A 12,072-nucleotide genomic window follows, 5' to 3' on the forward strand; every position below is an offset into this window, starting at 1 on the left:
CGTTGGCGGCGTTAGCCCTGGCGCTCCAGTGAAACGCCGTAAAGCTCCATCCGGTGATCGACGAGACGGAAGCCGAGCTTGGCAGCGATCTTGCGCTGAAGCTCCTCCAGTTCCGGGTCGACGAATTCGATCACCTTCCCGGTTTCGACATCGATCAGATGGTCATGGTGGGTTTCCGCGGCCGCTTCGTAACGAGCGCGACCATCGCCGAAATCGTGGCGTTCCAGAATGCCGGCCTCTTCGAACAGGCGGACGGTGCGGTACACCGTCGCGATCGAGATGCCCGGATCGATGGCCGAGGCCCTGGCGTGCAGCGCCTCCACGTCGGGATGGTCCTCGGCTTCCGAAAGCACGCGTGCGATCACGCGCCGCTGTTCGGTGATGCGGAGGCCCTTTTCAGCGCAAAGCGCTTCGACGTCGATCTTCCGCGTCATGATTCCTCTTGGATCTTCGTGGCGCCCGCACAGGCCGGCGCGATGAGTTTACAACTAGACATTATTACGCCGTGGGGGAAGGGCAAGGGTGCCGGGGCGATATTCCCTGCCAAAACAGAACGGCCGGGATGGACCATGTCCGCCCCGGCCGCTTTCCCCGCAATGGCGTCGATCAACGCTTGCGGCGCTTGGTGCCGAGGCCGATCTTCTTGGCAAGCGAACGGCGCTGTTCGGCGTAGTTGGGCGCGACCATCGGATAGTCGGCCGGCAGATTCCACTTCGCCCGATACTGTTCCGGCGTCATCTGATAATGCGTCATCAGGTGGCGCTTGAGCATCTTCAGCTTTTTGCCGTCTTCGAGGCAGACGATATAGTCCGGCTTCACCGAAGCGCGCACAGAAACCGCCGGCTCCTGCTTGATCTCGGGCTCGGCCGTTTCGCCGCCCAGAACGGAAAGCGCGTTGTGGACGTTCTGAATCAGCACCGGAAGGTCTGACACGGCAACGCTGTTATTGCTGACGTGAGCCGAAACGATGTCGGCGGTAAGCGTGATCAATGTCTCGGCGAGACCATTGTCTTCGTTCATTTCTGCGGACCCTTGCGTCGAGGTTGTCAGGCCGATCCCTTTTTCGTCGGCCATTGTCTTTTTATGTCAGATTTCTTGGAAATCTGCAAAAACATTAAAGATGAATATGATTCACTTAAAGTCGCGGAGCAATGGTTTCGTCAGGCTCAATGCATCGAACAGGCTTCCGTCCCCGCCGCGATAATAATCGCGTCGACGGCCGACCTGATGAAATCCATTGCGGTTGTAGAGCTCGATTGCGCAATTTCCTTGCCGGACTTCCAGATGCAGATGACGCACGCCTTTCGCGCGGGCCGTTTCCATGGTGGCGTCGAGAAGGGACTGGGCGATACCACGGCGGCGATGTTCCGGCACGACGCCGATCAGAAGCAATTCCGCCTCGTCAAGAATCATGCGGGTCAAGGCAAAGCCGGCGGGCGCGCCATCCCACCACGCGATTATCAACCACACGCCCGGCAGATCGAGAATGCCGAGACATTGTTGGGCGCTCCATGCTTCGCCAAAGACGGGATCGAAGCTGGCCTCCATCACATCCATCACCGCGCCGATATCGAAGGCGCTGCCTTCGGCGAGCTTCAACGCTTCGGGAAGGGGAGCGGTCGACATGGTGTCAGCCCGGCGGTCGCGCATCGGGCGCGCGGCCATAGATCGGCGTGGGCGGCAGCGCGATGAGATCGGCTGGCAGGCGGATAAGGTTGGCCGCCCGCGCTTCCGCTGCGCGCGCTTCGCCCGTGCCCCTGAGCTGGACGACGGCCTCCGCGGCCGAGCCAGCGACAAGATCGTCGGGCAACATCGCCGCCGCAGCTTCGGGCTTCAGCGATGCAATATCGCCGAGAGGGTGCAACGGTTCGCTTGTAAAACGCTGGACGAAAAGCTCGCCATGGCCGCCGCCAATCGCGACCGAGAGCGTTGCCGGAGCGGGGGCAATATCGGCGGCGATCAGCGCCAGCGAGGAAAAGCCGGTGACGGGCACGCCCCATCCTAACCCGAGCGCACGCGCCGCCGCCAGCCCCACGCGCACGCCCGTGAAGCTGCCGGGGCCGCAATCGACCCGTATGGCATCGGCGCGGCCGCCGCCCGGCAATTCGGCAATCATTGGGATCAGCCGTTCGGCATGGCCACGACCGACAACCTCGTGGATTTCGGCCACGACCACGCCATTCTCGATCAGCGCGACGGAGCAGGCTGCCGTCGCGGTCTCGATCACCAATTCCCTGCCAAGATATGCCATCAATCAGATGATCTTGTTGAAATCCTCGAAGCCCGGTCGCGGCGAACGGTCGAAGATCGTCGCGGGATCGCCGTAGCCGAGCGTGCAGATGAAATTGGACTTCACCTTGGTGCCCGGGAAGAAAGCCGCATCCACCGCATCATTGTCGAAGCCCGACATCGGGCCGGTGTCGAGCCCGAGGGCGCGCGCCGCCATGATGAAGTAACCGCCCTGAAGCGAGGAGTTGCGGAAGGCGGAGACCTCGATCAGCTTGTCGTTGCCGGCAAACCAGCTGCGCGCATCGGCATGCGGGAACAGGCGCGGCAGATGCTCGTAGAATGCGAGGTCCATGCCGATGATCGCGGTGACGGGCGCCTGCAGGATCTTCGGACCATTGGTGCCCGATGCCAGCCCGGCGAGCTTCTCCTTGGCTTCCTCGCTCACGCACCAGATGATGCGGGCGGGCAGCATATTGGCCGAGGTCGGCCCATATTTCACCAGATCCCAGATGGCGTGAAGCTGTTCTTCGCTGACCGGCTTTTCGAGATAGCCATTATAGGTGCGCGCGGTGCGGAAGAGGAGGTCAAGACCCTCCTCCGAAAGCTTGTCGGCCATCGATGATCCTCTTTTGCTTTGATGTGATTTCAGGCGGCGCGGACTTCGGTCACTTCCGGCACATAGTGCTTCAGAAGCGTCTCGATGCCCTGCTTGAGCGTGGCGGTGGACGAGGGGCAGCCCGAACACGCGCCGTGCATGGCAAGATAGACCGTGCCCTTGTCGAAGCCGCGATAGACGATGTCACCGCCGTCGCGGGCAACCGCAGGCCGCACGCGGGTTTCGATCAGATCCTTGATCTGTGCCACGATGTCCGCGTCTTCGGGATCTTCGGGGAAGGCGGCATCGTCGGCCGGAACCATGATGCCCGCGGCCGTGCCAGCGGCAAACAAAGGCGCGCCGCTGGTGAAATGATCGAGCAATACGCCAAGCACCTGCGGCTTGAGATCGCGCCAATCGACACCCGGCGCCACCGTCACCGACACGAAATCGCGGCCGAAGAACACGCCCGTCACATCGCCAAGGCTGAACAGGGCAGCGGCCAGCGGCGATGCCTCGGCTTCGTCGGCATCGGCGAAGTCGCGCGTGCCGCCCGACATTACGGTCTGCCCCGGAAGGAACTTCAGCGTCGCCGGATTCGGCGTCAATTCGGTCTCGATCAACATGCCTCGCATTTGGTGCGGAAGCCCGCGCGGATCAAGGGTAAACGATCATCGCCGTTCACGGCTCAGCCGGCTCATCAGGATGGCGGCGCGTTTGGCCTGGGTCACCATGCTCGGCAGGTCGACGGTTTCGCCCGGCGCATGATCGCCGGTGCTGTAGGGGCCGAGGCCGGCGAGGCCGTCGACATCCTTGGCGACGAACGAGATATCGCCGGCTCCGCGCTTCAGCGGGTCCAGTTCGGGCATTTCGGCAAAGCCGAGATCGCGGTTCACGCCATTGAGGCTGGCAAGTATGGCGCGGTTGCCGGCGGTCGGCGCCATCGACGGATAACCTTCGTCAAAGGTGATGCTGGCATCGGTCAACGGGGCGTGGCGGGCAACGATCGCGGTCATCTTCTCGCGAACCCGCGCGGTCTGGTCTTCGGAAAGGGTGCGGAAATCGCCTTTGGCGATGGCGATCGCGGGAATGATGTTGGTCTTGCCCGATGCGGTTGCACGGGCGCCGTCTTCCGCCACGTCGGCATTGGCACCGCCGGCGATCAGGCCGACATTGAAGGTGAGATTGGGTTCGGGCAGTTCCTTGCGGAAGTCGGTGATGATCCGCGTCAGCTCATAAACTGCGCCATCACCATGCTCCTTGTTGAAGATCAGGCTGGAATGGCCGGTCTTGCCCGTCGCCTTTACCGTCCAGCTATAGGATGACCGCCGGGCAATCGAGCCCATGTCACGCCCCTGATCGCGGACCAGTCCTTCAAAATCGAGTGCTACATCCGCCCGCTTGCCGGCGGCGACAAGGTCGGCACGGGCGATCTCCACAGGGCTTCCGGTTTCCTCCTCGTCCCCCGTCAGCACGATTTCGATATCGGCGGCCTTGAGCGTGCCTGCCGCCTGCATGGCGCGGAGCGCGGCGAGCATCACGACCATCCCGCCCTTGTCATCGCCGACGCCCGGCCCCTCTGCCTTGTCGCCCTTGCGGGTGAAGGTCTGGAATGGGGAATGCGGCTCGAACACGGTGTCGAGATGGCCGATCAGCAGCAGCCGCTTGCCCTTGCCGTTCCCCTGATGGGTGGCAACGATATGGCCCGCGCGGCCAGCCGCCTCCATCGGCACCCATTTGACGGCAAATCCCAGCGGTTCGAGCTCGGCGCGCATCATGCGGCCAACCTGTTCGACACCCTTCAGGTTCATGCTGCCCGAATTGACGTTCACCAGCCGCTCCAGCAGCGCGATTGAACGTTCCTGCTCGGCCTCCACCGTGGCCGCCATCGTGGTTTCAGGGCCGGATAATTGGGCCAGTGCGGGAAGGGGAGAGGCGGCGGCAACAAGCAAGGCGCAGATCAGCGGACGGTGCGACATCGAAGGTTCCTGTTGGAATGGCCGTGTCAGGCATACAGGCCGGCGGCGGCTGGACAAGCCATGGCCGTCAACCTTTCAGCAGTCGATCGATCGATGCCTTGACCACGCCGGCCTGTTGGTCGGCCGGCAATCGGGCGAGTGCCGGCAGCGTGCTGCCCCGCTCAAGCAATTCGCCCACGACCAGCCAGGCGCCGATATAGGCTTCCCGTTCGCGTCCAGTGGCGCCATCGCCCATGGTGAAGCGAAAGAGTGTATCGCCGTCCCGCGCATCGATTGAGGCACGAAGCGCGCGGAGAATGGCATCGCGGCGGGCGATTGCGGCATCGAACCAGGGCTGGTCGCCGACATAGCGCGCGTCGGGCAGGCCAGGCTTCAAGGCCTGCACCGCGCGCATGGCCAGCCCTTCCTCAAATATCAGCCGGCCAAGCGAACGTTCATATCCGGGCGGCAATTTCCCCACGATCATGTGGATGGCATGCGTCATCTCGTGCGGCAGCAGGATGGCGCGGGTCGCCTCGTCCATTTCGATTGGCATCGCGACCATCGGGCCGTCATCAGTGCCGGCGGTGAACGCGTTGGTTTCGAACCCGCCGACATAGGCGACCAGATCGATACGCAGCGGCCTCGGTGCCTGCAGCAGATCGGCTATGTCGCGCGCCGCCTCCAGCGCCGCGGGGCGGAGCGCCTTGGCTCCCTGGCGAATGATCGGCAGGGCATCGACATAGCGGGGCCAGGCTTCGTCAAGCAGCTTGCGGGCGATGGCGTCGCCCTGTGGCGTCGGCGGCACCGCAGCGAACCCATAGCGATCCTTCCAGATGCGAAAGCGCTCATCGGGGTGCTTGTCCTGCGCGGCTGCATAGAAATCGAGGAAGCGGGTGGACAGGTCGCGCACATTCACGGTGACGCCGTGGTCACTCTCCACGGCGGGCGTGATCGGCAATTTTTCGGCAAGCGCGGGGGCTGACGCGGCAGCGGCCAGCAGGCCGCCCATCATCGAACGGCGGCTAAGCAAGTGGGCAGGGGGCACGAACATCCTCTCCTCGGGGCTGTCCTACATATGAGGTTCGATGTTAGCTCTGCGATGAATGGAATTGATTTTCATGAAATTTGTGTCGCCATGGGAAGGGCCGGCAATTGTCGATGGCAAGCCTCAACTTCCTCAACTTACGTCCCGGGCATTCACGGATCACTTGCGTTTCAGCGGGGTTTTTCCTATGTGCGGCGCAGCGTCGATGCAGGCCAGCCCTGCGTCCGGACTGGAGCAGCGTGATCTCCTGCCGCTTCCAAATGGCAGGCCGGCTCCCTCCCTCGAGACGCTTTTGCCTAGGGCTTCCCTTTTCACGCGGGTCGTCATGAGAACCCGCTTGCCGCCTGCGCGCGCCGATTGCGCCGTGGGCGCGGGCCGCATTTGAAAGAACAAGAATTGACCCAGTTCACCGATCTTGGACTGCCCGAGCCCATTTTGAAGGCGCTCGCTGCCAAGAATTATTCCACCCCGACGCCCATCCAGTTGCAGGCGATCCCGCCGCTGCTCGATGGCCGCGATCTGTGCGGCATCGCGCAGACCGGCACGGGCAAGACCGCCGCGTTCGCGCTGCCGTCGCTCGCCATCCTCGCCAGCAACCCCAAGCATCGGCCGCCGCAGGGCTGCCGCATGCTGGTGCTTTCGCCGACGCGTGAGCTGGCGAGCCAGATCGCCGAGAGCTTCGTCGCTTACGGCAAGTTCCTGCGCCTGTCCGTCGCCACGGTGTTCGGCGGCGTGCCGATCAACCGGCAGATCCGCCAGCTTCAGGCCGGTGTCGACATTCTCGTCGCCACGCCGGGGCGCCTGCTCGATCTGATCGACCAGCGGGCTCTCAGCCTGAAGAATGTCGAGATCTTCGTGCTCGACGAGGCCGACCAGATGCTGGATCTCGGTTTCATCCATGCGCTCAAGCGGGTCGACCAGCTGCTGCCGAAGAAGCGGCAGAGCCTGTTCTTCTCGGCGACGATGCCCAAGACGATCGCCGATCTTGGCGATCGCTTCCTGACCGATCCGGTGAAGGTTTCTGTGGCGCCGCAGTCGACGACGGCGGAACGCGTCGAACAGTTCGCCACCTTCGTCAACCAGGCGGAGAAGCAGGCGCTGCTGACCATGCGTATCCGCAGCGAGCCGATCGATCGCGCGCTCGTCTTCACGCGGACCAAGCACGGCGCCGACCGCGTCGTCCGTCATCTGAAGGCCGCCGGGATCGGCTGCGAGGCGATCCACGGCAACAAGAGCCAGCCGCAGCGTGAACGCGCCCTGGGTGCTTTCCGCAAGGGCGAGATCAAGATCCTGGTCGCCACCGATATCGCCGCGCGCGGCATCGATGTCGGCGGCGTCAGCCACGTCTTCAATTTCGAACTGCCGAACGTGGCGGAGCAATATGTCCACCGCATCGGCCGCACGGCGCGGGCCGGCGCCGCCGGTATCGCCATCGCCTTTGTGGCGGACGACGAGCGTCCCTATATGCGTGCGATCGAAAAGCTGACGCGCGTGAAGATGGACGTCCAGCCGCTGCCGGAAAACTTCATCGCCGAAAAGGCCAAGCTGCCCAAGCCGGCCGCCAGCCAGCCGTCCGAAGGCCGGGGTGGCAACCGCCAGCCGCGCCGTCACGATGGCGAGCGTTCGGGCGAAGAACGCCCGCGGCGTTTCCCGCCGCGCCGTTCGGGCAGCGTCGGCCGCCATGCCGGCGCCGTGCGCAAGACCGGCGGACGTTGAACGATTGAAAATCAGGGGCTTGCGTCGAGACGTCGCAAGCCCCACTTTGCTGGTTCGGGGGCGCGATGGAGCGTGTCGCCATGCGGATCAGTGAAGACGTCCTGGTAGTCGCGGCATTGGCGTTGAGCGATGCCGCGCGGGGCGAGAATATCTACCTGCCAATGGCCAAGGCGCGGCGCATGATTGTGCCGGCGCTCGAAGCCGCTATCGAACATGCCCGCGAACGCAGCCTCGATCCACGGATCGAACGCAACCGCGTGCTCGTCCGCAACGCATTCGGCGTCCGGCGGCTATCGCATTAATTCAATTGAGGGCAGAAACGCGGGCAGCAGCCGGCACTGACGCTAGAACCGCCCGATTGCGCCCGAGCCGCTTGGCTTCGTAAAGGGCTCGGTCGGCTCGGGCGATGGCGCGTTCCAGATCTGCTTCGTCATCTTGTATGACGGTCACGCCAATGCTGGCGGTCAGGCATGGGCCATCGCCTTCCGGATCGACGGCAATATGCTCGATCGCTTCCCGGAAACGATCGGCCGCCGCCAGCGCAGTCTCGGCGTCGCAGCCGGGAAGCAATATGCCGAACTCTTCGCCGCCAAGACGGCCGACGATGTCATCATCGCGGAGGTGATCGAGGCACAATTCGGCGAAGGCCTGCAACGCCCGGTCACCCATCTGATGGCCCCAGGTGTCGTTGATCTGCTTGAAATGATCGAGATCGAGCATCAGCAAGGAGAGGGGCGCGCTGGAGCGCGCCGCGATGGCGATGGCGAGCTTGCCCGACGACATGAAACTGTGCCGGTTGGGCAGACCGGTCAGCGCGTCGGTAGAGGCCAGCCATTCAAGGCTGCGCTCGACGGCTTTACGATCGGTTATGTCGATCATCCCGGCCATGATCCGGCGGCCCTGCGGCATCGAAACCGCGTTCGCCTTGATCAGAACGGTGCGAAGCGTGCCATCGGTGACGCGGATTTCCATTTCCACATCGCCGATTTGTCCGTCGCGATCGATCATCGCGACCAACTGATCGCGATCGCCGGGCGCGACATAAAAGGGCTCGAGAGTGCCGCCATCGGTGAGTGGATCCCGGCCGAGCAAGCCGGCGCAGGCGGTGTTGGCCTTGACCACGCGACCGCTGTCGCGATCCGTCACCACGAGCGGGATGGGACTGGCGGCGAACATCCGTTCGAGGGTTTCGCGGCTTTCGGCGAGTTCGGCGGCGATGCGGCGTTCCGAGCGGGCTGCCAGCCATTGGAGCCTTTCCAGCCGGTTTGCCCGCGAGACGACGAGCACCAGCGCGCAATTGAGCATCACCAGCGCCAGCGCGAGCCCACCGGCGGTCGTCGGCGACGCCGCATATTCGCCATAACCGATGAACATCGCCACGCTGCACAGCACGCCGCCGCCGACCACGACGTCGAACCTTGTAGGTGTAACCAGATAATAGATCATCGGCAGCATCACGACGACGAACAGCGCGATGCTGCTGTGCGACGTCACGAGCGCGCCGACGGCCACGCCGTTGATCGCCATCCAGGCTGCCATGGTCATCGCGGCCGCGCGCGGAGTGCGTATCCTTCCCAGCACAAACAGGCAGGCGATCGCGAGAATGATCGTCACGAGGCGCGCGGGAACGGCGACGAAGAAATGCGGCGTGCCGTGAAAGCGCCAGTCGCTCGCCAGAAAAAGCGTGTTGAGGATCGCCGACCCGATCATCAGCAATCGGGCATGGCGCAATGTTTCGGGCAGCCGTTCCCATGTGAAGACGGTTTCGAGCACCGGGGAAACAAACTCGCCGCTCAGCCGGCCGATCGCGCGATCGCGACCGGCTTCGCTTATGCTGCTGGTTTCGTCATTGCCCCTGTCGTCGCCGAACATCGCGACCATTCACTCCCGTCCCACCCGGATGCTGTATGCCTTATCGGGTTAGCGCGGTGTTAAACCATGCAACCGTCCCGCCGTTCCGTGTCAGAAACCGCCACCGATACGGGGCCAGCGCACCGCGCCAGGCCAGGTCCACGGCTTGATCCATTCGGCATGTCCATCGGTCGAGAAGAAGACGACAAGCGCCCGGCCCACGATATTTTCCTCGGGAACCATGCCGATGGCTCCGTTCAGCTGAGCGGGGTAACGGCTGTCAGCCGATCGGTCGCGATTGTCGCCCATCAGGAAATAATGGCCCTGCGGCACGACATAGGTGGCCGTATCATCGGCGAAGGGCAGGGGCCCAAGATCGAGCACATCATATGACCGGCCATTGGGAAGGGTTTCGCGATAGCGCGGGTAGCGGCACTGCGGGCTCCCGTCCGGCGCGCTGTCCTCCACGATATTGAGGCCCGGTTCGGGGCGGCACGGGCTGTTCGGCGTAATCGGATCGATGAAATCGGCCACGCGCACGCGGGGCACCGGGGTGCCGTTCAGGACGATCTGGCCGCCCTTGATCTGAATGATATCGCCGGGCAGGCCGATGATACGCTTGATATAATCCGTGCTGTTGTCCGCGGGTGTCTTGAACACCACGACGTCCCCGCGCGCCGGCGCGCTCCCCATGATACGGCCGTCGATCGGCGCGATGCCGAACGGAAAGCTGTAGCGGGAATAACCGTAGGGCCATTTCGCGACGAACAGATAATCGCCCACCAGAAGGCGTGGCAGCATGGATTCCGACGGGATATTGAACGGGGCCACGATCAGGCTGCGCAGCAGGACTGCAAGGACCAGCAATGTCGCCAGGAAACGCAAATTTTCGGCGAAACCGCCCTTCGACTTCTTCGGCATAGTGCTCTGAGCTTCGCTGGGGTTGGGGGCGGTATCCGACATGAGGAACGGATGTGCTGCGCCCCCGCTCTCCGGTCAAGCGTTCAATCTTGTTGAATGCACGGCGAAAGCGGGTGGCGGCGGCGCTGGACGCGCGGTATCCATCGCCATCCGAACAAGGAGATTTTGGGGATGGTCGATACGGCGACGGCGTGGAAAGCGATCGAGGATAAGGCGCGCCCGACGCTGTTGGAGCTGTTTCAGGCGGAGCCCGACCGGCTGTCGCGATTGACGATCGACGAAGGCGGTATCCATTTCGACTTTTCCAAAACCCATCTGGATGCTGGCTTGGTGGACGCCTTCGCCGCGCTTGCCGAGAGCGCCGCTATCGGCAAGGCCCGCGATGCGCTGTTTTCGGGCCAGATCGCCAATCCCACGGAGGGACGCGCGGCCGAACATACCGCAGAGCGCGGGCAGGGGGCGCCTGACAGCGTGGCGTTGGCCAAGGATTTGCACGCGCGGATGCGGGCGCTGATCGACGCGATCGAGGCCGATGCGCTCGGCCCGATCCGGCATGTGCTCCATATCGGCATCGGTGGATCGGCATTGGGCCCCGACCTGCTGATCGATGCGCTGGGCCGCGAGGCCGGGCGTTACGACGTCGCGATCGTTTCCAATGTCGACGGATCGGCATTGGAGGAGGTTTTCCGTCGCTTCGATCCGGCGGCGACCCTGCTTGTGGTCGCATCCAAGACGTTCACGACGACCGAGACGATGCTGAACGCCGAAAGCGCCTTGGCGTGGATGGCCGAAAGCGGTGTTGATGATCCCTATGGCCAGGTGATCGCGGTGACGGCCGCGCCGGACCGTGCCGTGGAATGGGGCGTGGACGGGACACGCGTGCTGCCGTTCACGGAAAGCGTGGGCGGGCGCTATTCCTTATGGTCGTCGATCGGTTTTCCGGCGGCCCTGGCGCTTGGCTGGGACGCGTTTGAAACGCTGCTGGAGGGCGCGGCGGCCATGGACCGGCACTTCCGACTCGCGCCACCCGTGCGCAATGCGCCGATGCTGGCTGCCTTTGCGGACCTTTATTACACGGTCGTGCGCAAGGCCGAGACGCGGGGCATTTTCGCCTATGACGAGCGGCTGCGGCTGCTGCCCTTCTATCTCCAGCAGCTCGAGATGGAATCGAACGGCAAGGGCGTGAAAGTGGATGGATCGCCGGTCGATAAGCCGACGGCGGCGATCACCTGGGGCGGTGTCGGCACCGATGCGCAGCACGCCGTGTTCCAGTTGCTCCATCAGGGCACGCATCTCGTGCCGATCGAATTCATCGCAACCATCGAGCCGGGGGACGCGCTGGACGAGGCCCATCACCGGACATTGCTGATCAATGCCTTCGCGCAGGGCGCGGCCCTGATGGCGGGCAAGACGAGCGACGATCCGGCGCGTGCCTATCCGGGCGATCGCCCGTCGACGACGATCCTGCTCGATCGGCTGGATCCGTCACGTCTGGGCGCGCTGATCGCGTTCTACGAACATCGCGTATTCACCAATGCCGTCATTCTGGGGATCAATCCTTTCGATCAGTTCGGCGTCGAACTGGGCAAGGAGATCGCCAAGTCCATCGAAACGGAAGGCACCGAGCGTTTCGATGCGTCGACGCGGGCGCTGATCGCGCGCGCCTTCGGCTAAATCGATCACAGCGATGGGCAGAAGGCGTTGGTCTTGGGGCCGATGCCACCCTATCTGCACGGCCAACGGAATTTGAGCGG

13 protein-coding genes are annotated in these 12,072 nt (G+C 63.7%); 3 read left to right on the forward strand and 10 right to left on the reverse strand.

Annotated elements, in window-relative coordinates:
* Positions 1–11: 11 nt before the first annotated feature.
* The 8 genes from CHB74_RS00380 to CHB74_RS00415 all read right to left on the reverse strand — a co-directional run bounded on the left by CHB74_RS00380 (position 12) and on the right by CHB74_RS00415 (position 5,830).
* Positions 12–434, reverse strand: coding sequence for a Fur family transcriptional regulator (locus tag CHB74_RS00380; RefSeq protein WP_089217625.1), 423 nt, complete (start codon positions 432–434; stop codon positions 12–14).
* A 172-nt stretch (positions 435–606) separates the two neighbouring features.
* Entirely contained in the window at positions 607–1,020 is a 414-nt protein-coding gene (locus tag CHB74_RS00385) for a Ros/MucR family transcriptional regulator (protein ID WP_089217967.1), read from the reverse strand.
* A 111-nt stretch (positions 1,021–1,131) separates the two neighbouring features.
* Positions 1,132–1,650 (reverse strand): GNAT family N-acetyltransferase, encoded by a 519-nt coding sequence (locus CHB74_RS00390; protein WP_245842516.1) that lies wholly within the window; start codon positions 1,648–1,650, stop codon positions 1,132–1,134.
* A complete protein-coding gene (tsaB, locus tag CHB74_RS00395) occupies positions 1,631–2,251 on the reverse strand; it encodes a tRNA (adenosine(37)-N6)-threonylcarbamoyltransferase complex dimerization subunit type 1 TsaB (protein WP_089217626.1) in 621 nt (206 codons plus the stop codon). The genes CHB74_RS00390 and tsaB overlap by 20 nt, the downstream gene beginning before the upstream one ends.
* Positions 2,252–2,254: 3 nt before the next feature.
* Positions 2,255–2,845, reverse strand: a complete 591-nt coding sequence (locus tag CHB74_RS00400; protein WP_089217627.1) for a malonic semialdehyde reductase — start codon at positions 2,843–2,845, stop codon at positions 2,255–2,257.
* Between the two features lie 29 nt (positions 2,846–2,874).
* Positions 2,875–3,450, reverse strand: a complete 576-nt coding sequence (locus CHB74_RS00405; protein WP_089217628.1) for a NifU family protein — start codon at positions 3,448–3,450, stop codon at positions 2,875–2,877.
* 45 nt (positions 3,451–3,495) lie between these two features.
* Positions 3,496–4,803, reverse strand: a complete 1,308-nt coding sequence (locus tag CHB74_RS00410; RefSeq protein WP_089217629.1) for a M20/M25/M40 family metallo-hydrolase — start codon at positions 4,801–4,803, stop codon at positions 3,496–3,498.
* Positions 4,804–4,870: 67 nt separating this feature from the next.
* A complete protein-coding gene (locus tag CHB74_RS00415) occupies positions 4,871–5,830 on the reverse strand; it encodes a hypothetical protein (protein ID WP_144033671.1) in 960 nt (319 codons plus the stop codon).
* Between the two features lie 396 nt (positions 5,831–6,226).
* On the opposite strand from CHB74_RS00415, the gene CHB74_RS00420 reads away from it, so the two are divergent.
* Positions 6,227–7,546, forward strand: a complete 1,320-nt coding sequence (locus tag CHB74_RS00420) for a DEAD/DEAH box helicase (protein ID WP_245842517.1) — start codon at positions 6,227–6,229, stop codon at positions 7,544–7,546.
* A gap of 80 nt (positions 7,547–7,626) precedes the next feature.
* Positions 7,627–7,848, forward strand: a complete 222-nt coding sequence (locus tag CHB74_RS00425) for a hypothetical protein (RefSeq protein ID WP_144033672.1) — start codon at positions 7,627–7,629, stop codon at positions 7,846–7,848.
* A 1-nt stretch (position 7,849) separates the two neighbouring features.
* Here the strand turns inward: CHB74_RS00425 and CHB74_RS00430 are convergent, their stop codons facing one another.
* Both CHB74_RS00430 and lepB read right to left on the reverse strand, forming a co-directional pair.
* Entirely contained in the window at positions 7,850–9,427 is a 1,578-nt protein-coding gene (locus tag CHB74_RS00430; protein ID WP_089217633.1) for a sensor domain-containing diguanylate cyclase, read from the reverse strand.
* An 81-nt stretch (positions 9,428–9,508) separates the two neighbouring features.
* Positions 9,509–10,318: a signal peptidase I gene (gene lepB, locus CHB74_RS00435; protein ID WP_245842547.1), complete on the reverse strand. Its 810-nt coding sequence runs from the start codon at positions 10,316–10,318 to the stop codon at positions 9,509–9,511.
* Positions 10,319–10,489: 171 nt separating this feature from the next.
* Here lepB and pgi point away from each other — a divergent pair, with 171 nt between their 5' ends.
* Entirely contained in the window at positions 10,490–11,992 is a 1,503-nt protein-coding gene (pgi, locus tag CHB74_RS00440; protein ID WP_089217969.1) for a glucose-6-phosphate isomerase, read from the forward strand.
* The last annotated feature ends 80 nt before the right edge of the window (positions 11,993–12,072 follow it).

The sequence above is a fragment of the Edaphosphingomonas laterariae genome, assembly GCF_900188165.1.
GTDB lineage: Bacteria > Pseudomonadota > Alphaproteobacteria > Sphingomonadales > Sphingomonadaceae > Sphingomonas_E > Sphingomonas_E laterariae.